This is a genomic window from Psychrobacter sp. APC 3426 (genome assembly GCF_030408035.1).
Classification (GTDB): domain Bacteria; phylum Pseudomonadota; class Gammaproteobacteria; order Pseudomonadales; family Moraxellaceae; genus Psychrobacter.
Genome location: NZ_JASDCF010000001.1, coordinates 372,348 through 398,011, shown reverse-complemented (window position 1 = coordinate 398,011; position 25,664 = coordinate 372,348). Strand labels below are relative to the sequence as shown.

Genomic DNA, 25,664 nt, shown 5'->3' with positions numbered 1-25,664 from the left:
TTGATAACGATTGATGACTGAGCCGCTATTGTACAGGTTCAGAGGCCAACGCTTCATTGGCCTCGTCAGCATCTGTGGCTTTGGCTTCTTTTTTTGATCCAAGCTTTTCGTCACGAATTTTGGCTTCGATTTCTTGTGCAATCGCTGGATTCTCTTTTAAGAACAGTACAGAATTGGCTTTACCTTGACCGATTTTTTCATCGCCATAGCTATACCAAGAGCCTGCTTTACCAACTGCACCAATTTCAACACCCAAATCAATCACTTCGGCCAAATGATTGGTACCTTCGCCATAAGTAATCTCAAACTCAGCCTGACGGAATGGAGGTGCCATTTTGTTTTTGATGACTTTGACACGGGTTTGGTTACCGATGATTTCATCACCATTTTTGACAGCACCGATACGGCGGATGTCCATACGAACTGAGGCATAGAATTTGAGCGCGTTACCACCAGTCGTGGTTTCAGGACTGCCGAACATTACACCGATTTTCATGCGGATTTGGTTAATAAAGACCACCATACAATTAGAGCGTTTGGCATTACCAGTGATTTTACGTAGGGCTTGGCTCATTAGGCGTGCTTGTAGACCCATATGTGAGTCGCCCATCTCACCTTCGATCTCTGCACGCGGCGTCAACGCTGCTACAGAGTCAATGACAATCATATCAATTGCTCCTGAACGTACCAACATATCAGTAATCTCTAATGCTTGCTCACCATTATCAGGTTGAGAAAGTAGTAGATCGTCCGTATTTACCCCAAGCTTGCGGGCATAGACAGGGTCAAGTGCATGCTCAGCGTCGATAAAGGCACAGGTACCGCCTTGTTTTTGACACTCTGCAATAGCTTGTAATGTCATTGTGGTTTTACCTGAGCTCTCTGGACCATAAATCTCAACGATACGGCCTTTTGGTAAACCACCGATGCCAAGCGCAATGTCTAGACCTAACGAGCCTGTTGACACGACATCAACATCCATAATAGCTGAGTCATCGCCTAGATGCATGATGGTGTTTTTACCAAACTGCTTTTCGATTTGACCAAGTGCTGCTTTGAGTGCTTTGGCTTTATTCTCGTCCATACTGGATTCCTTGTCTTCAATAATTGGCTTAAAACTATAAATTTGATGTGGTAAATAAACTGATTGTAAGTTAGAGGTTAGTGGCTAAATAGGGCTGGTGACTATTAAAATAGTAAATAGCGTACAGCTAAAATGACTGGGTTGTAACGTCAATGATGTAGGTAGTAATATCGAATATCACTCTACTATACAGTAAAATTAAATAGTGAGAGAAGCAAAATTAAGTTCATGATTAATGGCTGTCAGTACCAACGCTAAGCCATATTGTCCCAATGACTTGTGAAGCATTTCTCTTAAGTGCTGTTGGGTAGATAAGGCAATTATAGCAAAAACCAAGGGTGATAGAGAGGGGCTGGTAATGCTATACGACAGTAAGTGTCGCATGCAGTGTAATGGATAAGTTGTAAAAAATAGCAGATGGTCAAGCCACAAATTTGGACAGTATAACTGTATGCTTTGTCAATAGGGCAAGGAGTTGTCCACAACAAATAAAGGGTATTATTTTATTGGTTGTGAAACATAGATAAGGAATAATTTATTTTTAAAATATATTAAAAATAAATTATAATATTGGGATAACTAATGTAAGTGTATGATTTTAAAAGTATTATAAATTGTACAAAAAATGAACGATTTTACCTTACCCTTTGAGCTACCTAGGAAAATCCTTGTCAAGTGGTGAGTTATGCACAGGGTTATCCACAGCTTATGGGGAGAACTCGCGAAACCCTTATGGTACCAATGTTTGGGTAGACTGGCGTTATCGATTAAAAGTGTAGAAAGGCCGTTTTTATATTTTCGCAATCAATTATTAATCGAAAATCACATTTTAGTGACCATGTTTCACATAGTAAATTATTCCTAATTTTTTTTCATTTAAATAGTTATTACTTGTGGATTAAGGGTTGTAGCTGAAAGATTTACATATAAGGGGATAATATTGTGATTGGATAATATGTAAGCATAAAAAAGCGGCTAAGTAGTTTAGCCGCGATATGAGATTTCACTAACAATAAATACGTCGGAACTAGTCTTTGATATAGATTAAATCCCATACACCATGTCCACGCTCTAATCCTCGGCGCTCAAACTTGGTCATTGGACGAAAGTCAGGGCGTGATGTGAAGCTACCAGCCCCTGCTTGGTTAGTAAGACCTACAAAACCATCCAATACTTCGACCATCCAAAAGGCATAATGTTCCCAATCAGTCGCCGTATGGAACCAGCCGCCTGGTTTTAAGCTACGCGTGACAATCGCCATACGCTCAGGGCTGACAAAGCGGCGTTTATAATGACGCTTTTTTTGCCATGGGTCAGGGAAGTAAAGTTGGATGCGGTCGATATGGTTTTCTGGTACCTGTTTCAGTAGTTGAATGGCATCACCGTTGATGATTTTAACGTTGGTTAAACCTTGTGTGCCTGCCATATAAGCACATTTACCGATACCTGGCTCATGAACTTCAACACCTACAAAATTACGTGTCGGCTCTGCTGCTGCCATCTCGATGAATGAATCACCCAGTCCAAAACCAATCTCTAGTGTAAGCGGCGCTTCACTGCCATTAGGGCTATCAGCGAAGAGTGAGCGTAAATTATCAATACCTTCTAGATTGCCGTCACCAAAACTATTATTGACCAAGTACTCAGAGAACTCGGGTGCAGTTAAAGCCAGCTCTGCATTTTTATTCATATGCGTGCGACGCTTCATAAAAGTATTAACAATACGTATATGCTTGCCGTCTGCAGGCGCCGTTTGGCTGCTAACGTTAGTATCAGCACTATCAGCTTCTATGCTTAGAGCATTAGCGTTAGTAGTATTAGGGTTTTGCTCACCACTAGTATCGCTACTATTGATGTTGTCATTGATATCAGAATGTTGACTCATAGGATTAACAAGGCTTAATTAAGTGGGTAATGTTGGTTCATTATAAGTTAAATCGTAACGACTGTGAACGCACAATCCGATATTAGCGGATATGCCGTATATTGCTAAGGTTTATCTAGGTTATAAGGAATGGCTATACACTCGTTTTCTATAGACAGATTGTATTATGGGTTTTCTATAGATGGCTTTTGGCGTTATCATATAGTGACCATTACTCTTTTTGAAGGCTAATAGAGCATACTGCTATGTTATTTATCGAGACGGATTCACCGCCACCGTTTTATCAAGAACAGCTTACGGATGCTAAGCGTAAGCAGCTGGATGAATGGTTTATTGGGCAGCGTACCCAGCGCTATTACCTAAAGCGATTTGAGCAGTTTGATAAGCAAGGCTATCTGTCGCCAAAATGGCATTGGGCAGCGTTTTTTATCACCTTTCCTTGGTTGCTCTATCGAAAACGCTATATGGATGCGATTGTCTATAGTGTGGCAGGTTGGTCGTTTATCCAGCTCAATGTGGCACTAATATTGGTCGCTTTCGAATTTTTGGCAATGTCCTATATTCCTGATGTCTATCAAATGGCCACACGTATTGGCATTGCTGCGATGATTTGGCTATTTTGGTCATTTATGGTGGCGCGTTGGACAGATGCTTATTATTATCGAATGGCTCGACGTGAGATTGCTGATGCTATCAACGACCATCCGCGTGACGAAGCAGCGCAAAAATCGCATCTAAAAAGAGAAGGTGGGGTTAGCTTGTTTGGTTTAGGATTAGGGTTTGGGTTTTTTGCCTTTGCGCTTTTAGTCATTAAGGTACAGTTTTTACCTATAGTGGCAAAACCAAAAGAGAATGAGGTGTTATTCAATGCTTATGATATAGCCAAAAATGCGCAAAATAGAGTGGCTTTAATTTATCAGCAGACGGGTCGATGTCCTGTCAGTTTACCGCTGAATACAGAGGATCAGCAGGTGCGTATGCACATTGATACCCAAGCTGCTGGAGTGGCAGAGACGGATTGTGCCGTCATTGCCACTATCCAAAATGCAAAATTTCCAATACGCTATCTAAATAATCAAACACTGGTTTTTTATCATCTCCCAAATAGTGATGATTGGGGCTGTACCAGCTCATTGAATAAAAAACAGGCACCAAAAAGCTGTTTATCTGAATAGTCCACTCAGTGCATCGTCAACAAGTAATTTTTAGCAAACCTCCGCAGAAATCCCCTACCTATAAGGTAGTGGGTGGTTCATGTTTTAGAGTCCGTTGCAATATTGTCTTTATCCTCTACCGGTGTCGCTTGGCTCTTTAACGCTTCATAGAAGTCTGTCAAATCCATCTTGCGGGCTTTATCAATATCCTCGTCAAATAGACTTTCAAGCTCCGCCATTGCTGATTGTGCCGATTCGATAAGGCTTGCTTCATCGCCATAGATAGCTTGTTGGCGCTCAATCAAGTCATCATCATAATCACGGAAAGTCTGTACCGTCTCACGCGCTTTCTCGGGTGATATACCGAGCAGTTGTAATGACTCACGTGACATGTCTAGTGAGGATAGGTAGGTTTCACGCCAAATATGACGCACACCAACCTCACGCAGACGATAATAATGCTGACGATCACGGGCCCTTGCTAATAGGATAAGGTCGGGATAATTCTTGCGCAAGTATTGAGCTGTGGTAATAGAGCGCTCTAAATCATCAATTGCCAATATAAAGACACGGGCTTTTTTTATGCCGGCAGCGCGCAAAATCTCAGGGTTTTTTGGATCGCCATAGTAGACTTGGTTACCAAATTTACGAACGAAATCCACTCGGTTCGCCGAGCGTTCAATCGCTGTAAATTCGATATTATGCATGCGTAATACACGACCAATAATCTGACCGACGCGCCCAAAACCAGCGATAATGACCTGATGTTCGTGATCAGGAATGGTGTCGTATTCGCGACTGGGCTTGCTTTTGGCAAATAAAGGTTCGCCTACTTTTTCTAATAACAAAAAGGCCAGTGGCGTGAGTGCCATAGAAATAGTCACGATGAGGTTTAAGGTGTTGGCAAGCTCAGACTGCAAGACATTTTGTGCCGTTGCGACACTAAAGAGGACGAAAGCAAATTCACCACCTTGAGCAAGGGTAACACCCAATCTAATACTGGTCGGCCAACGATTACCTGAGACCTTGGCAATGGCAGTAATGACAGCAAACTTGATAAACATCAAGGCAACTGCGCAGCCAATAATAAAGATAGGCTTGGCTAAGATGAGTTTTACATCCGTTAGCATACCAACCGACATAAAGAATAAGCCAAGCAGCAGCCCTTTAAAAGGCTCGATACTGGCTTCTAGCTCATGGCGATATTCAGAATCCGCTAGTAGTACCCCGGTCAAAAACGCTCCTAATGCCATCGATAGACCAATTTGCCCCATCAAAATAGACACACCCATCACGATAAATAGCGCGACTGCGGTCAGTAGCTCTGATGCACCACTGGATGCCACAAACTTAAAAAATGGACGAACGACATAACGGCTCGCAAAGATAAGCCCAGCAAAAACGGCAAATACCTTACCGAAGTAAATCAAATCATAGCTTTGTTCACGTACTCCGGATAAAAACGGAATCACTGCCAATAGTGGAATGACAGCGATATCTTGGAATAATAAAATGGTGAATGCTTCGCGACCATGTGTACTGGAAAGTTGCTGTTTTTCAGTGAGTATCTGTAGTACAAAGGCGGTGGAGGAAAGGGCTAAACCAAATCCGACAATAAAAGCAGTATCTAAGGCCAAAGAAAAATATTGATGTAACAGCCACATCAATAGTGTGCCAGTAAGACCAACTTGCAAACCACCGAGGACAAATATCGAACGCCGCAATGCCCATAATCGAGAGGGCTGCAGCTCAAGACCGATGATGAATAGTAGCATCACCACCCCAAACTCAGAGAAGTGCAATAAGCTCTCAGCGTCACCCGCCACATCTAAGCCACTCGGACCTAATATCAGACCTGTGATGAGATAGCCTAGAACCGTCGCAATACCAAATCGTTTACCAAGGGGTACAAAGAGCAGTGCTGCTCCTAAAAAGATTGTAGCTTGTAACATCAAATTTGGTGAGCCGGCGGCGGCAGCAAACATCTGTTATCCTCAGATAGTGGTGATAAGAAAGGCATATTGATAAGAATAAGTGCTAGCAATATAAAGTGGCCAGAGCAAAAATAATATAGTAGCTACGTATGCTATGTATGTTATTTTTTATGATAAATCTTCCAGATACCATTATCAGCAAGCGGATTGTTATAAGCGTCATTACGGCGTTTACGAGGGGTTTGCCTGCTATCAACTATTTTAAAGTCAGGCAGCGCATGGACGATGAGCCCCGTACGATAGAATCGCACCCGTTCAGGATCCAACATCTCACCTTTGCTATCGCGGCAAAACACATAAGCGCGCAAGTCTATAAACTCGCGATGTGCCACCAGACGAGCTTCGTCATCATTATCAAAAACTGCCGACATACGCACAATTTCCTCAACACTATAATCACCACATTTATCAGTCAGTGCGCCAACAGAGCCAAAGCTCTTAGATTCTTTGGCGCGTGTCTTGGTTAAATGAAGGCGCTGAACATGATAAATAAATTGTGGTATCTCGAGGCTGGCCGGCAACGGTAGATAGTCGGGTGGTAGGTTGGCAGCCGGATAAAATGCCATCGCGCGTTCAAGCAGAGCTTGCCAGCGTTGTTGGTAGGCTTGGACTTCTGCTAAATTGCCTTCATAAATAGGCATATCGCGGATTTGGCGTAAAATATCAGGCGGGAATTGCTCATCACGAAAGCTGGCAATATCTTCTTGCAGCGTGGATAGCAAAACCTTGGCGTGTTTTTTGCCATCTTTTGACGTAGGGTTGTCGATATAGTCAGGGGCGACAAAAGGCGCCGAGCGTCTAGACATAATGGTATATCATCAATAGATAGATTAAAAAATAATAATAAGTATGCTTACCAAAGTCAATTAGCATGCTAAATAGTGGTTTATTATCGTTATTATAAACACATAAACCGCTTTAAGTTTAATTTGTTTGATGATTATGGTATTTCAGACCATGATGTTAAGGCTTTTATTTGCTAGGTGAGAGGCATTGTGATGCTAAATTTTTTAGAGCGGCAAAAGCAAGAGACCTGGGTTGATACTGCGCTAAGCATCTCTATACGCTTTATAGTTTTTGGTTTTATCTTAGCGCTTGGGTTTGTGTTGATAATGGCTTCAAATGTGGGGCCTGCGTATCTGCCGCATATCATGGACGGTGCGCTAGACTTTTGGACTAGAATGACGCTATTAAGTCTCGGGCTACTGATATGGATCATTACCCCAGTTTGGACGATGTGGATGGTATTACGCTATCTTTATCATTGTATTATCCGTAACCACTAAAGCTGTGTCTATATCCTCTACCATCCTTCGACCTAACGTCTCGTAATTGATTGTTTATTGATAATGACTGTTACTAATGATTGTGACCAATATGGCTATTACTATCAGCAGGACGCTCTGAGATATCACAAACTAGCGCATCACTGTGTGTCTCAGTTTGCGGATGCGATAGGCTTTCAACCTGGATGGTGACATGGTGAATACCGAGCGCTAACAGTCTTTTTTCAAGATTGGCAATCAATACACTGGCCTCTGAGATTCTCATATCACCATCGACCATTACGTGACAAGATAAGGCGTTTAGACCGCTGGTGATGCTCCAAACATGCAGGTCATGAACTTTATGCACCTGTGGATGCGCAACCAGTGTGTCCTCAACATCAACGAGCGAGATGCCTTCTGGTGTGCCTTCCATTAAAATATGCACTGAGTCACGTACGACTCGGTAACCACTAAATAAAATCAATATGGCGACAATGACGGATGCTGCCGCATCTGCCCAGACCCAACCAAAGCTCATCATCAATAGTGCAGCAATAATAGCGGCAACCGACCCCATTAAATCGCTCAATACATGTAAGTAAGCACTTTGCATATTAAGGTTAACGGGTTCTTTAGTATCAGGGTTTTTAACTTTTGCATTGCTTTTATTTGCATTGTCTTTATTTACATGTTCTTCCTTTGAGCCATGGCTGTGATCGTGAGCGTGTCCATTGCCACTGCGGCTACCTCGATGCATGAGCCATGCAACCAAAATATTGACTAACATACCGATAGTGGCAACGATAAGCATACCTTGGGTAGCAATCTCAGGCGGCGAGTTGAAGCGTTTGATTGCTTCGTAAAAAATCATCAGCGCAATGATAACCAGCGTAGCACCGTTCACAGTAGCGACTAATATCTCAAAGCGTTTATAACCAAAAGTCTTTTGATGGGTAGCTGCTCTTTCACCGATTTTGAATGCCATCAAGGTTGCACCAAGTGCAATGGCGTCGCTTAGCATGTGACCTGCGTCGGATAAGAGTGCCAAGCTGCCAGTGAGCCAGCCACCAATAGCCTCGATAAACATGTAGGCAGTGATAATAATAAAGCTAAACAGTAAGGTGCGCTGATAGCCCTTGGTATCTCGCGGTGCTGTGGTTTGCTCTAGGTGTTCATCGTGATCGTGGGTGTCTTGATTGTCATGAGTATAGTTGCCCTCATCATTATACAGATGCTCAGGCATAGCAGAATCACTCTGATGGGAGTGATTGCTTTGTTCAGGGTTTGAATTCTTTTGACTCATGACAACACTCAAATTTGTTGAAATTTAAATTAAATAGTCGATATTAATTTATGCTCTATACAAAGCAGATGTTCAGTCTGCATCAGGTTATATCAGAAAATGTTGTATTACAAATCTAACATAGTCGAGTGTTAGAAGCTGTATCGCCGAAGTAAAAATACGGCAGATGGATAATGGAGAATAGATATAACAGAAAATTATTTAGACTTTTTTAGCCCATTTAGAATTTAAGGTTCAGATTGAGCATACGCTCTAAGACTACCAACCAACAGGATCAATGTCTAAAGTAAGCTTAAGATATTTAGCGCTTGGTAAGGCGAGTACTGGCTGCCACCATTGATTTAGTACATGGTGTAATTGCCGTCTATCTTTGGCTAATAATAGCAATTGTGCGTGATAACGGCTGTTCTTCTTACTCATCGGCGCATCGATAGGGCCAAGCACCGCGAGGTTGTGCCCATGAGGCAGATTGGCAACGGCATCTTTCAAGGCTTGGGTAGTAGCCGCCAAGGTTTTGCCTTCACAGCGTATCAGCGCGGCGTGGCTATGAGGCGGTAGACCCATCATTTTACGCTCTTGTAATAGCTCACGTGCGAATGACAGATAACCATCTTTAACCAGCTTTAATAACAGCTCATTATCAGGTTGCAGCGTTTGAATCAGTACGCGACCAGATTTATCACCGCGTCCAGCACGGCCTGCCACCTGAACCATTAGCTGAGCGGTATGTTCAGGCGAGCGAAAATCTGCTGATAAAAAACCACGATCAGCATTGGGTAAGCAAACTAACGTAACATTGGGAAAGTGATGACCCTTGGCGACCATTTGCGTACCGACTAAGATGGCAGGATTGCCTTGATTGATACGCTGATAGATATTCTCCCAGCTGTCTTTACGCCTCGTGGTATCGCGATCGATTTGAATAATCGGATACAGCTCTTTACTGGCTTGCGGATTGGCAAAGATAGCGTGCAAGTTTTCGCTCAGTCTTGTGGTGCCCATACCTTTGGCATCTACGTTCTGACTACCACAGTCAGGGCAAACGGTCGGAATATAGGCTTGCCAGTCGCAGTGATGGCATTTTAAATAGGAGCTATTATAAGTGTTGTGTTGGGACTGGCTATTATAATGAACGGTTAAATGCGCGTCGCAGCGTGGGCAGTCCGCCTGCCAACCGCAAGCCTCACATAACAAGACAGGGGCATAGCCGCGACGATTTAAGAATATCAATACTTGATTGCCAGCTTCTAGTGTTTGCCGTATCGCACCAATCAGTGCATCGGTCAAACCTGTATCATAGCGCGCGCCGTCATCCGTCGTTTGTTGATGAGTGCTTTGCAAGCGCGCATCAATCAGCTGCATCGTTGCAGGCTTTGCATTACCAGGACGAGTAAGCAGTTGACACTCTACTAACTTGCTGTCATCAACCAGTTTTAAATGCTCAAGAGAAGGGGTAGCGGTACCAAGTACGACTGGGATATTGTATTGCAGGCCACGGTAGAGCGCGACGTCAGCCGCATGATAACGCAGTGTGTCTTGCTGCTTATAAGAACCATCATGTGCTTCATCGACGACGATGAGTCCTAAATTTGCAAAGGGATATAGCACCGCTGAGCGCGTCCCGATAATGATTTGTGCATGACCAGAGCGGCAATCTTGCCAGCCTTGTAGGCGGTGAGTATTGTTCATGCCTGAATGCAGTAAAACGATATGAGCAGCAAAGCGACTGGCAAAGCGCGCGCGCGTCTGCGGAGTCAGTCCAATCTCCGGCACTAGAATCAAAACCTGCTTGCCAGCTTCTAATACAGCTTGCATCGCTTGCAGATAGACTTCGGTTTTGCCACTACCAGTAATACCATTTAATAAAAATCCGGTATAGCGTTCAGCTTCATGGGCAGCAACAATAGCTGCAACGGCAAGCTGTTGCTCATCATTGAGATCGAGTGGCATTTTTGCGAGTTTAACAGGAGATGGCGCTTGTTTGGGCTCAATATAGCGCTCGATAAGTCCTTTATCCTCTAGCGTTTTTAAAAAAGCTCGCTCCATCCCTTCCAATAAGAGTACGTCTTCACTTGCACCGCGCTCGCCATGTAGTTTGAGCATATCAAATTGCTGTTTTTGCTTTTTTGCATTGGCACGAAAGTCATTATCGCTGGCATGGGGCAAAACGCGCCAATGGGTAATCAGTAAGTCTAGTGATTTGCCTTGACGAACGAGGTTTGGCAAGATGACTGCCAAAACATCACCAAGCGGGTAGTGATAATATCGCGCTAGCCAATGAGCGAGCTTTAACATATTGGCATCTAAAATCGGCTCAGCATCTAAGCATTTATTGATGGGTTTAAGCTTATTGGCGGGTACGCTGCTATCTGTCTCCGAGGTATGGGCAACCACAATGCCAATTAGAGTCTGACGACCGAATGATACCTCAACTCGGCATCCGATATGCGGTAAAGAAGAGCTTGATGAGGCGTTTACATCTACCGGTACGCTATAGTCAAATACCCGATAAAGGGGCACGGGTAGAGCAACTTGTACCAACATAAATGCATCCCCAATGTTTAGATATATAGCTTCTGAATAACCATATTTTAGATGTTTAGAACATGATATTGATAAGGGTAATAACAATAAGCCCAAATAGCTATATTTGGGCTTACTCTAGAATATGTTTACTTATTGGTTTGAAAATTAATTAAGAGGATATATCAGTTTATTCAATATACATAATAGCTTCAATCTCAACCACACCGCCTTTAGGCAACGCAGCAACTTGTACGGCAGCGCGGGCAGGGTAAGGTTCGCTTAAGTTTTCAACGAACACTTCATTGAGTACGGCAAAGTCGCTTAAGTCGGTTAAAGACACGTTGAATTTAACCACATCACTTAAGCTACCACCCGCGGCCTCACAAACGGCTTTTAAGTTAGCAAATACTTGTTTCGCTTGTGCTTCAAAGCCGTCTCGTAGTTCCATTGTTTCAGGGTCAAAACCAAGCTGACCTGAGATGTAGACGGTATTACCGACTTTTACTGCTTGTGAATAGGTGCCGACGGCGGCAGGTGCATTATTAGTTTGGATGGTTTGGCGGGTCATAGTATGTCCTTTTTATATTTTGCGGGTTTGGTTTTCTGCTAAAGATGAGCAGTGACAACTGTCTAAGTAGGGATGATGATAAATATCTTGGATTTTTTACAGCCTAATTTCATATTAACCGACTTTTAGTGGTTCGTTTTTAATCATTAATTTCTTATAGTTTACTATCACTTCAAATTTTCATGTTTAACCGTTTTGCCTAAACAACGATAGTAGCTATCATTTTTATAGCTGATATAGCCGTATAATGTTGGGGAAGCCTAGTCGCGAGCGTAACTCACGAATACCTTGCGCTAAATGATTGCGACTACGTACCACGATATGAATGATGGTATCACTGTTGCGTACATCAACCGTTTCGACGCCCATATTTAATTGACGCAAATGGTAGATGACTTCACTGATTTGTTCATCGCTAAGGGCAATAGAAAGCTTTAGATAAGCAGGAAAGCGAACTTTGCCGCTATTTTTTATGCCTACATCATCGGCATCACCTTGTTTAACGGCCTTATCATTGCGCCAGCGCAATTGAATCACTTGATAAGGGTTGTCTTTACGAATGTCGTCAAGTGAGAAGCATTTATGCCGATGAACCACTAAGCCATGGCGAGATAAATGGCCAACGATTGGGTCGCCGTAAATAGGGTGACAGCAATTGGCAAAATCGAGCTCCACGCCTGAGGCATTGACAATCAGCTGCTGCGGCTGTGTCATATCATCGATATGTTCTTGTGCCTGCAGGTCACAGACTTCATCACTAAACAAGCGAGTGACCACTAGCTGTGGCAATAGTGTGCCAGAGCTTATTTGCTCAAACAGCGTGTCTTTTTCTGTGAGCCCACGCCATTCAGTCAGGTTTTTCCAATCGCTATCCGTTAAATCATCGAGGCTTTTTTGGTAGGTTTTTAGCGCGCGATCCAAGGCCTGTCTACCATGATATTGCTTATCAGACGCGGACAAATCTTTAAACCATCTTAATATCTCTTCACGAGCTTTATTGGTAACGACAAATCCAAGCCATTCAGCTTTCGGTTCTGAGTGACTATTGACTTCAATCTCTACTAGCTGGCCATTTTTCACTACCGTACCAAGTTTAGCAGGTTTGCCATCGACGTTGGCACCGACGGCGACATTACCGACCATAGGGCCAACAGCATAAGCAAAGTCTAGTGCGGTGGCACCTTGTGGCAGCTCATAAGCGCGACCTTTTGGGCTATAACAGATAATCTTACTAGAGTGTAAGTAGTCCATCAGCTCGTTGATGGTAGAGACGGCGGCCGAAAAGTCAGGGCTGTCATTATTTAGAGTGTCTTCATCGACCAAGTCTTTCATATTGCGCAATGAGGCTTGAATAACTGATTGACTGACATCGGAGGCATGCTCAGCGCCAATGACACCAAGCCTAGCAGCGCTTTGCATTTGCTTGGTCAAAATGGTGACCTTCACCACGTCATTATCGCGCTCATAGATGAGCGTCAGTGATTGATTGCCACCAGGTAAGGGACGGCGAATATTATCGGCAATATGCGTATCGTCAATTTGATATTTTTTAATAAGATAATAAGCCAGTTTGTCACAGGCTTCAATATTGTCGAGGACAATCTCAAAGGCATAATGACGCAGCAATGCATTAATCTCGCCACGATTGCGGAAAAACTGACGGTAGATGACCACACGGTTGTCTAAAACTTTGACCAGGCCATTTAGCTCTAGATTGTTGAGGACTATACTCAAGTAGCGATGGATGGCTTCTCTTTGAAAGTTGCGCCCAAGACCATGCTGCAGTAGTTTATCAGAGATTTTATTGTACATCTCAGAATCAAGATTGCGATAACACAGCACCTCGATATAGTCGGCAATATCATTAAGACCCATTAAACGGGCAAAGGGCACATAAAAGTCTAAGGTCTCTTGGGCAGTGGTACGCTGTTTTTCGGGACGCACCGCATCCAAAGTCGACATATTATGCAAACGGTCTGCAAGCTTGATGATTAGTACGCGAGGGTCAGCAAGGGTAGCGGTCAAGATCTTATGAAAGGTGGCGGCTTTATTTTCTTGCTTGTTGTGTGTGGATGATTTTAACTTGGTAACGCCGTCTACCAGTCTGGCAACGACTTTTCCATAACGCTGTTCAATCTGTTCGTCACTGACCTCAGTGTCTTCAACCGTGTCATGCAAAATTGCCGCGATAATGGTGTCTCGATCTAAGCGAAAACCTGCGAGTATCTCAGCAACTGCGATGGGATGGGTAATATAAGGCTCACCTGATTTACGCTTGTCTTTGATATGCGCAATATCGCCGAACTCACAGGCATCAATAATATCACGGCGTTCAGCGGCAGTGAGATAACCTACTGAGCGCAGTAAATTATATTGAGCATCATCAACCAAGTGATGACTGAGTTTGGGTAAGGTTTGACTCATAAAGTGATGATCCTATTTTCCACTACCTAGCGGCTTAATTATCCACCAAAGTACTGATTATCCACCAAGACATATGGTGACTGAATGAATGCTGACCTACTAAAACGTATTGGATATTCGATGATGGTACTGACTTTATGTGCGAATATTCAAGACACCCTAGATAAAATACAAAAGCTTGAGTAATGAAAGCGAGAGAGTGAGTAGTCCACCCTCTAATTAATCGTAAATCGACGTCAATGTCAACTGCTAAGCAACTAGGATAAGTAAAAGTTTTGGAGTTTCTATGCAATGGTTTGGTTTTAAGCCATTTACCTACTAAAACAGGTAGAAACAGCATAATGCTGACAATCAAAAAACCACAGCATAGGCTGTGGTTTTTATCGTCGATAGGTGTATTCAGTGACGTAACATGATACACCTATCATAAGTACTATAAAATGAAATCTACAAAACAGGTTTATGAGACACTGTTTTGAGAGTCATTTTATGAAATGCCATTCTATTAGAAACTGTGATCGCCTGACAAGGCTAAATCTAGTGAGCTCGTAGCAAAGTTATGCTCTGGCTGATTTAGAATGTCACGGGTAATTTTGCCAGCGGCAATTTCACGTAATGCCAATACGGTTGGCTTATCGTTGTCAACATCAACCAACGGCTCAGCGATGCCTTTAGCTAACTGACGGGCACGCTTGCTTGCGACCAGTACCAGCTCAAAGCGATTATCAACGTTTTCTAAGCAATCTTCAATCGTCACTCGTGCCATAAATAGCTACCTCGGTTGTTTTTATTAGTCACAGAGCTTGCCTGCCACTTAATAAAAATAATATCAAAAATATAAAGGGGGATAGCTAGGCATTATAGCATTTTTTGCTCAGTCGCGTCGTTGCTTTTTTATATCTACTTAGCCAAACTATGAGCAAAGCGGTTGATACTCGGTTTATTCTGCTACTTTATTGTTTAATAAATTGCTAATGGTACGATGATAGCGCTGTTGCTGGCGACCTAGCGTCTGTCTGTCAGCGACAATGATGGCCTTTAACTCAGTCAATGCTACTTCAAAGTTATCATTGATAATCACAAAATCAAAATGTACATATTGCGCCATTTCGGTCACTGCACCAGCCAAACGCTGCTCGATGACCTCTATCGTATCTTGTGCGCGCGTCGATAAACGCTGACGTAAAGTTGCGATACTTGGCGGTAAAATGAAAATCATGGTGGCATCGGTAAATATCTTCTTAACTTGTAGCGCGCCTTGCCAATCAATCTCCAAAATGACGTCGACGCCTGCGTCTAATTGCGCACGGACACTTTGCTCAGACGTACCATAGTAGTTACCAAAGACTTCAGCATGTTCCAAAAACTGTCCTTCACCGATAGCTTTAGTAAACACATCTACGCTAGTAAAATGATAATGATGACCATCAATCTCACCAGGTCGCGGGTCACGAGTGGTATGAGAAACACTAACGGTTAAATCATTGGTAGTTGCCAGTAGCTGCTTTACCAGTGAAGTCTTGCCTGTACCCGAGGCAGCGGTAATGATGAATAATGAACCTGTCATACAATGTGTCCTAATGAATGTGTACCAGTAAAGTGTGTGCGAATAAAAGGCTAAAAGCTGTGCGAATAAATGTCGAGCTGGTAAAAATAAAAAACGCCATCATGTATGGCGGTAGCAAGGGTTGTTGGTATGTCGCTCATTATTAAGATGCCACTGGTCGAGGTATCACAATAAGTGAGCCTGTCATTATAAACTGCTTTTCGTCATGACGTTTTGAATTACCTTATTTTAATAATGCTGTATTTTGACATTATTCGTCAAACTAACCGTAACTCTGTACTATCAATACTTTTTTGCGCTAAACGAGCGTTGGTATTTTCAAGGCAATAAAAGCAAATTATGCTAAAGTAGAGTACTGATATTACCCAAACGGTTTTACCGCAATTTTTGACATGAAGCTTTTAACATGAAGCTTTAAATATAAATTATCTAATGATAGGCCTTCTTATGCAAATTTATCTTGCCAATCCACGTGGGTTTTGTGCTGGTGTGGATCGCGCGATAGCGATTGTCAATGAAGCACTGACACGTTTTGAGCCCCCTATTTATGTCCGTCATGAAGTGGTACATAATAAATTTGTGGTCTCAGATTTGGCCAATCGCGGTGCGGTTTTTGTCGAAGAGCTGCACGAAGTGCCGGATGGTTCAATCGTGATTTTCTCTGCTCATGGTGTGTCAAAAGCAGTTGAAGATGAAGCTGAGCGCCGCGATTTGACCGTATTTGATGCCACTTGTCCATTAGTCACCAAGGTGCATATCGAAGTGGCAAAATTTGCACAAGAGGGTATGGATGCGGTATTGATTGGTCATGCAGGACATCCTGAGGTGGAAGGTACCATGGGACGCTTTAATCGTCGTCATGGTGGTGAAATTCACTTAGTTGAAGATGAGAGTGATGTTGCAACATTGACCGTAAAGAATGCTGAGCGTTTGGCATTTGTCACTCAAACGACGCTATCGATGGATGACACTGCTCGTGTTATTGATGCGCTCAGAGATAAATTCCCAAGTATTCAAGGGCCACGCAAAGATGATATTTGTTACGCCACCCAGAATCGTCAAGACGCGGTCAAAGACTTAGCTGGTCGCTGTGAGGTGGTATTGGTCGTCGGCTCACCAAACTCATCGAACTCTAACCGTCTGCGTGAATTGGCAGAGCGCATGAATTGCCGCGCTTATCTCATTGATAATGCCAGTGAAATGGACAAGAGCTGGCTGAATGGTGTACAGAGTGTTGGCGTTACGGCTGGGGCTTCAGCGCCAGAAGTATTGATTCAAGAAGTGTTGCAACAGTTGCAAGACTGGGGCGGTGATTTGCCGAGTGAGCTGTCAGGGATTGAAGAAAATGTGACCTTTAGTCTGCCTAAAGCGTTGCGCATTCCGGTTACACAAGTAGGTAAGTAATATGAAAAAGCAGAAGAGAAAATTTATATTGGCAGAAGCGACTGTTGACGACATCAACAAGCAATTGAAAATAAATATGTTTGCGATGGTGATGTTGATATTAATGCTTTTTCTCAACACGACGCAGTTTATGAGAGATTATAGTCTCTTATATGGTGCGCTCATTATTATTATGGCTTTTTTCTTATTTATAATGGCGAAGAGTCGCACCCTGCTTAAGATGAGAAAGCAAACGCTTATAAAATAGCTTATAAGAAATGGCATTTCATATTTCATGTAGCCTGCGTGCCATTATACAACCATAATCAAAATCAATCACAGCCACTTCTCACGGCGGTTAACAGTACTGGATGAATGAGAGGGGTTACATCAAACATTGAGGGTGTTCATGTCAGCCTATTACAACTTTATCAAACGCGAACAGCAAACAGGTGGCGTCAGCGTTGCCCATTACCAACCAACCAAGCATGCACAAGGCGCTTGGAATGAGCATGAGCAGCATATGGCACCAGCAACAGGGCTACTGACGGCTGAGCTAAACGCCTATGCGCCACAAGAAAATATGCGCATTGCTCGAATCAGTCTTGATATTTTAGGGCTGATTCCGCTTGATGAGTTTACCATTACCACTCGTTGTATTCGTCCAGGCAGAACCATTGAGCTTGTCGAGGCAGTCATGAGTAGTCGCGGTCGAGATGCTATTATTGCTCGTGCGTGGCGGCTCATGACTCAAGATACCAGCGAGATTGCCGGACTAGAGGATCAGGAGGCGCTACACAAACCTGAGGACTTGCCTGTCTGGAATGATATGAAAGGCTGGCCAGGTGGTTTTATTGAAAGTGTGCGTCTGGTCGCTGCTCCAGAGCGTCGTGAAGGTAAAGGAATGGTTTGGATAACCAACGATGTAGATATGGTAGAGGGTGAAACGACCGATGATTTGGTACATTTAATGGGCATGGTCGATACGGCCAATGGGGTAGTACCTAGACTGGGTCTTGGGTTATCAAAATTAGAATGGATGTTCCCCAATACCGATTTGCAAATTCATATGCACCGCGCGCCTAGAGGAAAATGGCTGGGTATCGAAGCGGTACAGCAATATGGAGACGATGGAATAGGACTGACCAGTGCCGTATTGCACGATGTGCAGGGACCGTTTGGTCGTAGCGAACAAATCCTGACGATTCGTCCGATGCCGCGCTAGTCGCTAGCACGACATGTTTGGCTGGCTGTATTAAATGCGCTATTGTAGCTTTTAATAGCATCCTAGTTTTTAACATTTTCAGCGCAGAAATCCCCTACTTCTAAAGTGGTGGGATGAATGCGTTATTGATAACTACCCTTACTCCCTATGGTATTATAATTAATAATTATAACGCCAATTAACAACAAGCTCCTTATGACCAAGCAAATCCTAAAAGCCCATAAAGTCAGGCTCTACCCTAATGAGGGTCAGCAAATATTCTTTGCTAAATCATTTGGTTGCACACGCTTTATTTGGAATAAAATGCTTAGTGACAAGATTGATCATTACAACGAGCATAAGACCGAGCTTAAAAACACTCCTGCTCAATATAAGAAAGAGTTTGAGTGGCTCAAAGAAGTCGATAGCCTGGCACTGGCGAATGTGCAGCAGAACCTAAGAGCTGCCTATAACAAATTCTTCAAAGGCTCAGGCTTCCCTAGGTTCAAGAAAAAAGGAATTAAGGATAGTTATACGACCAACAACCAAAAGGGCACAGTGGCGATCACAGACAGCACTGTCAAACTGCCTAAGATTGGTCATATCAAGGCTAGACTCCCAAGTAAAATAAACGGCCTAATAAAATCAGCGACCATCAGCCGCACCCCATCAGGCAAGTACTATGTCAGCCTATTGGTTGAAACTATCGTAGAGCCGTTGCTAAAAACTCACTCAAGAATAGGCATTGATTTAGGACTGACTGACTTTATCGTCCTATCAGATGGCAGCAAAGTTGCCAATCCTACCTTTTTATCTAAGCTGCAACATAAGCTTGCGCGAGAACAGAAAATACTGGCCAAACGCAGAGCCGTTGCCAAAGCGAATCAGCGCAAGCTGTCTGACAGCCGCAACTATCAAAAGCAAAAAATTAAAGTCGCCAAAGTCTACGAGCGTATCACGAATTGCCGAAAAGACTTTCTGCATAAGCTATCATTCAATCTCATCAAAAACCACGATGTGATTGCCATTGAGGACTTGAACGTCAAAGGCATGGTTAAGAATAAAAAGTTAGCTAAAGCCATATCAGACAGCTCATGGTCAACCTTCACCACCATGCTGAACTACAAGGCTGAATGGTACGGCAAAAAGCTTGTCAAAATAGACCGATGGTATCCATCGTCTAAGACTTGCTCAGGCTGTGGTCACTTACTGACTAAGGCTGAGCTACCATTACAGGTGAGGTCATGGAATTGTCCGAGTTGCCAGCAAAAGCATGATAGAGACATAAACGCCAGTATCAACATCCTCAACGAAGGATTAAGGCTGGTAACAATCAAAACCGTCGGTGCGACGGGGTTAGCTTAGTCCATTTGCCTAACCGCTGATACAAAACATCGTATCAAGTATGGGTATTACCTAAGAAACCCCTACCTCTATAGGTGGTGGGTAGTTCATCAAAAAGCTATACATCAGTCTATGTTATATAAAATAAATGAAAAGCATGTAATTAATCTATTATACAAATGATTAAAAATCGGTTGTAATGGAAGACAACAAAATATCAAAGTAACTCATGGTTGCTATGATGAATTTTAATAATGAACGTCACACTCAATTTATCTCAAAAGGAATATGATGATGAGCGATAAGAAATGCCCTTACGATACCACCCCATTGACGATGAGTAATGGTGCTCCTGTTGTTGATAATGAAAATAGTAAAACGGCTGGCAAACGTGGGCCACTTTTAGCAGAAGATTTATGGTTGAATGAAAAGCTGGCCGATCTAAACCGTGAAGTTATTCCAGAGCGTCGTATGCATGCCAAAGGTTCAGGCGCGTTTGGTACATTTACCGTAACCAATGATATCACCAAATATACTCGTGCTGATATTTTTAGCGAAGTGGGCAAGCAGAGTGAGATGTTTGCGCGTTTTAGTACCGTCGCAGGCGAGCGCGGCGCGGCTGACGCTGAGCGTGATATTCGTGGTTTTGCTTTGAAGTTTTATACCGATGAAGGTATTTGGGATTTGGTCGGTAATAATACGCCCGTATTTTTTGTCCGTGACCCACGCAAGTTTCCAGATTTGAACAAAGCGGTTAAGCGTGATCCACGTACCAATATGCGTTCAGCGACCAACAACTGGGATTTTTGGACGTTATTGCCAGAATCGCTACATCAGGTCACCATTACCATGAGCGATCGCGGTCTGCCTGCATCGTATAGACACATGCATGGCTTTGGCTCGCATACCTATAGCTTTATCAATAGTGACAATGAGCGCTTTTGGGTCAAATTTCACTTCGTTACCCAACAGGGCATCAAAAACCTAACCGATGCAGAAGCCGAAGCGCTCGTCGGTATGGATCGTGAAAGCCATCAAAAAGACTTGTTTGAAGCTATTGAGAATGGCGATTTCCCGAAATGGAAAATGTACGTGCAAATCATGCCAGAAGAAGAAGCCGATACCGTGCCGTACCATCCGTTTGATTTGAGCAAAGTCTGGCCAAAAGGCGACTATCCATTGATTGAAGTCGGCGAGTTCGAACTCAATAGAAATTCGGACAATTATTTCTTAGACGTAGAACAAGCAGCATTTGCGCCGAACAATCTAGTACCTGGTATCAGTGCCTCACCAGATCGTATGCTTCAAGCCCGCTTGTTTAGCTACGCAGATGCCCAGCGTTATCGTGTCGGGGTCAATCATAAGCAGATTCCAGTCAACAAACCACGTTGTCCGGTCACCAGCAATCACCGCGATGGTGAAGGTAGAATAGGCGATAACTACGGTGGTCGACCACATTACACGCCCAACAGCTTTAGCCAATGGCAAGATCAACCTCAGTATGCTGAGCCGCCACTCAAGATTGATGGCTATGCGGATCACTATGATTTCCGTGAAGACTCAAATGATTACTTCAGTCAGCCACGTGCTTTATTTAATCTGATGAATGATGAGCAAAAGCAGGCACTGTTTGATAATACTGCCAGAGCGATGGGTGATGCGTTAGACTTTATCAAGTATCGTCATATCCGTAACTGTAATTGGTGTGACCCTGCTTATGGTGAAGGGGTTGCCAAGGCATTAGGGTTGACTGTAGAAGATGCGATGGCAGCGCGCGAGTCTGATCCAGCACGCGATTTGCCTAGCTGTCTGTAGACTGCAAATTATATCAATTGATTCAAAAATACCGCTCTAGGAAACTAGGGCGGTTTTTTTGTGGCTAATAACTATTTTTGGCTGGTTCGAGCTTGAAATTTTCGCCCGCGCCCCTATCTGATTAAGCAGCCTAACAGTATTTACAGCGCAGTCTCATCAATTGGATTCGCTATACTACTGGTATTTGAAAATTTGTAATTAACGTGTGCTGAGTAAAGCATCTTTGGTATCAATAATAGGAGTTTTTATGAGTGAGCAAACCCAAGCGGATAATAAAAACGCTGACGACATCAATGTTAATAAAGGCACTGCTAATAACAGTACCACCAATGAAAGCACCCCTGATTTAAAAAAACATACTTTTGAGGCAGAAGTGGCGCAGTTGCTGCATTTAGTGACGCATTCGCTATATTCTAATGCCGATATTTTTGTACGTGAATTGGTTTCCAACGCCTCTGATGCTTGTGATAAGTTGCGTTTTGAAGCAACCAATGATGACAGTCTTTATGAAGATGATGGTGAATTAAAAATTCGTATCGATGTTGATGAAGAAGCGAAAACCATTACCTTTACCGATAATGGTATTGGTATGAATGAAGCGGATGCCATCGAAAACTTAGGGACGATTGCCAAATCAGGTACCAAAGCATTTTTAGACAAACTCTCTGACTCGCAAAAGCAAGACGGTCAATTGATTGGACAGTTTGGTGTTGGTTTCTACTCAGGCTTTATCGTTGCAGATACCATTAGCGTTGAATCACGCAAAGCGGGCGAGACTGCCGATAAAGGTGTGCGCTGGGTATCAGATGGCACCGGTAGCTTTACCGTTGAGCCTATCACTAAAGACGCGCGCGGTACTGCCATTACATTACACCTAAAAGAAGAGTATTCTGAGGGCGAAGATAATTACTTAGATCGCGGCAAAATCAAGCGTTTGGTGAATAAATACTCAGACCATATCAGCTTACCGATTCAGATGCGTAAAGAAGTCTGGCAAGAAGATGAAGTTGAAGAGGGTGATGAGACTCCTGCCAATGGTCAAATGGTACTCACCGATGAGTGGGAGACCATCAATAAAGCCAGTGCGCTATGGACTCGCTCAGCGTCTGAGATTGAAGATGATGAGTATGTCGATTTTTACAAGAACATCACTTATGACATGGATGCACCACTGACATGGACGCACAACCGTGTCGAAGGTCGTGTACAGTATACGCAGCTGCTATATATCCCAAAAAAGGCACCAGTAGATTTATATACTCGTGAGCAGCAGCATGGTCTGAAGCTGTATGTCAAACGCGTCTTTATCATGGATGAGGCTGAGCAGTTATTGCCGATGTACTTGCGTTTTGTCAAAGGTGTCATCGATTCAGCAGACTTACCATTGAACGTTAGCCGTGAACTATTACAAGAATCACGTGATGTGAAGTCTATTCGTGATGGTAACGCTCGTCGAATATTGACGATGCTAGCCAGTCTGGCAAATAGCGAAGACAGTGATAAGCAAGAAAAATTCGCGCAGTTCTACGCAGAATTTGGTGATGTTATCAAAGAAGGTCTTGGCGAAGACATGGGTAACCAAGAGCGTATTGCTAAGCTGCTACGCTATGCGACTAGCACGCAAGACGGTCTTGAGACCAGTTTTGAAGATTACAAAGCACGTATGAAAGACGGTCAAAAAGCCATCTACTATTTAACGGCTGACAATTTGGCTGCGGCAAAGAACAGCCCACAACTTGAGCTGTTTAAGAAAAAAGGTATCGAAGTTATCTTGATGACCAGCCGTGTCGATGAGTGGGCGATGAACTTCTTAACGCAGTTTGACGACACACTGCTACAAAACATCGCCAAAGGCGCCGTCGATTTAGGCGACTTGCAGGATGAAGAAGAAAAGGCGGAAGCTGAAAAAGCTCAAGAGACGATGAAGCCAGTCGTTGATAAGCTAAAAACAGCACTTGGCGAGCGTGCGAAAGACGTGAAAGTATCAACACGTCTGGTAGATAGCCCAGCTTGTTTGGTGGTAGGTGAAGGCGAGCTGTCGCCACAAATGATTCAAATGCTACAACAGATGGGTCAAGACGTACCAGCAAGCAAGCCGACGCTTGAGGTGAATCCTGACCATCCACTCATCAAGAAGCTAGAAACCAGCGAGCAGTTTGATGATTTGGCGCAAGTGATTTTTGACCAAGCGCTACTTGCAGACGGTGGTCAGTTAGAAGATCCGGCCGCTTATCTCAAGCGCGTTAACGAGCTCTTAATGAGATAGCACTGAGTCTTTGATATAGTAATTATTAAGGTAAAAGGAGGTCTTGTGTTCAAGGCCTCCTTTTTATATGCTTTTATGCAAATTTAAGTGAATTTTACAATTCATCCTTATCGTCTTGAGCCACAATCCGTTACAATCGTGATAGATTGACTGGCTAGAATATTTAGTCAGGCTTTTCGATTTTTACCCTTATTTTATCGCAAGTTAAGTATAAAATTGCTATCAACATGCCACATAGAAATTTAAATTAATGACATCCTTGGATGTATTAAAAAACACTCTCAGCAAAATACTTTATCGTTAATTTGCGCTACTTCTCTCGACTGGCTAGAGGTCTAAGTCTTTGTCACTTGCGTCGTTAAAAACCGTATCGCTTCAGCGCTTCTCGCTCAACTTCGCTGCCAATATTATCGCAACCTTATGGATGCTGGTAGGGTCGACACGAGCGTTCTCTTGGGTCAAACCCACTTTTATACAATTTGCTGTCTTTGCGTCCTTGGCACTGGGCAGTAACGTCCTTTTTTCTTGGTTGGCTGCCGAAAATGGCAGTATGTTTAATGAGCAAGGCTTGGTCAGTTATCTTATCTGGCCGATGATTATCTTGCTCAGTGGTATTATTTTGGCACGGCGTGCGAGCAACCAAACATTGGTATTTGTCCCTGTAGTGCTGTGGTTGGTGGCGGACACATTGTCCGCGCTATTACAGAGCTTAGTGCAGTTTTTGGGCAGTCATGGTTGGCTACCAAACTGGAGTTATTCGTTCTTACCGATACTGTTTTTAATATTGTTCTTGTGGCAGACGTTGGCATTACTGTGGATATTTTCTCGTCGTTTGCGGACACCGTGGTGGGAGCGAATCATTGTGTTGGTGGGTGCAGTCGCGCTCTTAACGATTTGGCAGCGTAATGTCGCTGACCAACCAATATTCAAGCAGATACCTGTAGAGCCTGTACTAGAAGAGGCTGCGCTATATGAGCAGCCTCGTTTGCTTCAGCAAGCGTTAAGCAGTATTGATCCCAGTATCATCGGCAAAACAGACTGGTACTTTATGGGTGTGGCAGGATTCTCTGATCAAAATGTTTTCCGCTCTGAGATTAATAAAGTCCGTGAGTTGTTTGATGTACGATTTGGCACCAGTGGTCGATCGCTGACATTGATCAACAATACTTATAGTTGGCTAGACGAGCCTATAGCAACCAAGACTAGCATTTTACGTGGTCTAAAGAGAATCGGTCAGCAGATGAATGCTGATGAAGATGTACTGTTCTTGACGCTATCCTCACATGGTAATGAAGATATCGTGCAATTAGCCAATCCGCCGCTAGCAATGGACAATCTAGACGCTGCCTGGTTGCGCGAGTCATTGGACGCTTCAGGTATTCGCTGGCGTGTCATCGTGGTATCTGCTTGCTACTCAGGGTCATTTATTGACGAGCTTGCCTCTCCGACCACTGTCGTGATTACTGCCTCAGCGGCTGATAAAATGTCATTTGGCTGTACCAATACCGCAGAGATGACTTACTTTGGCCAAGCCTTTTTTGCTGAAAGTCTGCGTAGCAATAACAGTTTTGAATCTGCTTTTAAAGACGCTCGTCTGCGCGTTAGTGAGCGTGAGAGCTTGATGGGTTTTGAGCCATCAGAACCGCAGATGGTGATTGGTAGTCTGATGGAGACCGCTTTGCCTGCCTTTGAGCAAGTATTGTTTGATAAAACACGGCCAGCAGTTGCCAGTATGAGCAACCCTTCTGCTATGAATATCGCATCGAATAGTAACTCCAGCTTGTCAGTGGGTGAGGCGACTGCTACGGCGGCTGTTAGTGCAGATATGAATAATTAAACAGCAACAATTCACCACCAAACATCAGGTATTACGTCGCAT

General features: G+C 43.4%; 19 protein-coding genes. 9 read left to right on the top strand and 10 right to left on the bottom strand.

Going from position 1 to position 25,664, the window contains the following annotated elements; genetic code table 11:
- Positions 1-25: 25 nt before the first annotated feature.
- Positions 26-1,084: a recombinase RecA gene (gene recA, locus QL919_RS01755; RefSeq protein ID WP_290187868.1), complete on the bottom strand. Its 1,059-nt coding sequence runs from the start codon at positions 1,082-1,084 to the stop codon at positions 26-28.
- A 1,027-nt stretch (positions 1,085-2,111) separates the two neighbouring features.
- A complete protein-coding gene (gene trmB, locus QL919_RS01750) occupies positions 2,112-2,969 on the bottom strand; it encodes a tRNA (guanosine(46)-N7)-methyltransferase TrmB (protein WP_290187867.1) in 858 nt (285 codons plus the stop codon).
- A gap of 245 nt (positions 2,970-3,214) precedes the next feature.
- On the opposite strand from trmB, the gene QL919_RS01745 reads away from it, so the two are divergent.
- On the top strand, positions 3,215-4,144 hold the full coding sequence (locus tag QL919_RS01745) for a DUF2628 domain-containing protein (RefSeq protein ID WP_290187866.1): 930 nt from the start codon (positions 3,215-3,217) through the stop codon (positions 4,142-4,144).
- 77 nt (positions 4,145-4,221) lie between these two features.
- Here QL919_RS01745 and QL919_RS01740 read toward each other — a convergent pair whose 3' ends face one another.
- Both QL919_RS01740 and QL919_RS01735 read right to left on the bottom strand, forming a co-directional pair.
- On the bottom strand, positions 4,222-6,108 hold the full coding sequence (locus QL919_RS01740; RefSeq protein ID WP_290187865.1) for a monovalent cation:proton antiporter-2 (CPA2) family protein: 1,887 nt from the start codon (positions 6,106-6,108) through the stop codon (positions 4,222-4,224).
- Between the two features lie 110 nt (positions 6,109-6,218).
- Complete coding sequence (locus tag QL919_RS01735; protein ID WP_290187864.1) at positions 6,219-6,923, bottom strand: hypothetical protein; 705 nt, start codon at positions 6,921-6,923, stop codon at positions 6,219-6,221.
- A gap of 192 nt (positions 6,924-7,115) precedes the next feature.
- Between QL919_RS01735 and QL919_RS01730 the strand changes: the two genes are divergently transcribed.
- Positions 7,116-7,403 carry a hypothetical protein gene (locus QL919_RS01730; protein ID WP_290187863.1) on the top strand — a complete coding sequence of 96 codons (288 nt, stop codon included), beginning with the start codon at positions 7,116-7,118 and terminating at the stop codon, positions 7,401-7,403.
- 73 nt (positions 7,404-7,476) lie between these two features.
- Here the strand turns inward: QL919_RS01730 and QL919_RS01725 are convergent, their stop codons facing one another.
- The 6 genes from QL919_RS01725 to gmk form a co-directional block, all read right to left on the bottom strand.
- On the bottom strand, positions 7,477-8,688 hold the full coding sequence (locus tag QL919_RS01725) for a cation diffusion facilitator family transporter (RefSeq protein ID WP_290187862.1): 1,212 nt from the start codon (positions 8,686-8,688) through the stop codon (positions 7,477-7,479).
- Positions 8,689-8,946: 258 nt separating this feature from the next.
- Positions 8,947-11,232 (bottom strand): primosomal protein N', encoded by a 2,286-nt coding sequence (locus QL919_RS01720; protein ID WP_290187861.1) that lies wholly within the window; start codon positions 11,230-11,232, stop codon positions 8,947-8,949.
- A 169-nt stretch (positions 11,233-11,401) separates the two neighbouring features.
- Complete coding sequence (locus tag QL919_RS01715) at positions 11,402-11,782, bottom strand: RidA family protein (RefSeq protein ID WP_290187860.1); 381 nt, start codon at positions 11,780-11,782, stop codon at positions 11,402-11,404.
- Positions 11,783-12,007: 225 nt separating this feature from the next.
- A complete protein-coding gene (locus tag QL919_RS01710; protein ID WP_290187859.1) occupies positions 12,008-14,206 on the bottom strand; it encodes an HD domain-containing protein in 2,199 nt (732 codons plus the stop codon).
- Positions 14,207-14,711: 505 nt separating this feature from the next.
- Complete coding sequence (rpoZ, locus tag QL919_RS01705) at positions 14,712-14,972, bottom strand: DNA-directed RNA polymerase subunit omega (RefSeq protein ID WP_290187858.1); 261 nt, start codon at positions 14,970-14,972, stop codon at positions 14,712-14,714.
- A gap of 174 nt (positions 14,973-15,146) precedes the next feature.
- Positions 15,147-15,773, bottom strand: a complete 627-nt coding sequence (gene gmk / locus QL919_RS01700; RefSeq protein WP_290187857.1) for a guanylate kinase — start codon at positions 15,771-15,773, stop codon at positions 15,147-15,149.
- Positions 15,774-16,220: 447 nt separating this feature from the next.
- Here gmk and ispH point away from each other — a divergent pair, with 447 nt between their 5' ends.
- From ispH to QL919_RS01665, 7 genes are all read left to right on the top strand, one after another.
- Complete coding sequence (gene ispH / locus QL919_RS01695) at positions 16,221-17,177, top strand: 4-hydroxy-3-methylbut-2-enyl diphosphate reductase (protein WP_290187856.1); 957 nt, start codon at positions 16,221-16,223, stop codon at positions 17,175-17,177.
- Position 17,178: 1 nt separating this feature from the next.
- Complete coding sequence (locus tag QL919_RS01690; RefSeq protein WP_290187855.1) at positions 17,179-17,424, top strand: hypothetical protein; 246 nt, start codon at positions 17,179-17,181, stop codon at positions 17,422-17,424.
- A gap of 141 nt (positions 17,425-17,565) precedes the next feature.
- Complete coding sequence (locus QL919_RS01685) at positions 17,566-18,381, top strand: thioesterase family protein (RefSeq protein WP_290187854.1); 816 nt, start codon at positions 17,566-17,568, stop codon at positions 18,379-18,381.
- Between the two features lie 195 nt (positions 18,382-18,576).
- The gene (gene tnpB / locus QL919_RS01680) at positions 18,577-19,725 is read left to right on the top strand and encodes an IS200/IS605 family element RNA-guided endonuclease TnpB (protein WP_290187853.1); all 1,149 of its coding nucleotides are present in this window, start codon (positions 18,577-18,579) and stop codon (positions 19,723-19,725) included.
- A gap of 273 nt (positions 19,726-19,998) precedes the next feature.
- Complete coding sequence (locus QL919_RS01675; protein WP_290187852.1) at positions 19,999-21,519, top strand: catalase; 1,521 nt, start codon at positions 19,999-20,001, stop codon at positions 21,517-21,519.
- 247 nt (positions 21,520-21,766) lie between these two features.
- Positions 21,767-23,785, top strand: a complete 2,019-nt coding sequence (gene htpG / locus QL919_RS01670) for a molecular chaperone HtpG (protein WP_290187851.1) — start codon at positions 21,767-21,769, stop codon at positions 23,783-23,785.
- Positions 23,786-24,128: 343 nt separating this feature from the next.
- On the top strand, positions 24,129-25,622 hold the full coding sequence (locus tag QL919_RS01665; RefSeq protein WP_290187850.1) for a C13 family peptidase: 1,494 nt from the start codon (positions 24,129-24,131) through the stop codon (positions 25,620-25,622).
- Positions 25,623-25,664 lie beyond the last annotated feature (42 nt).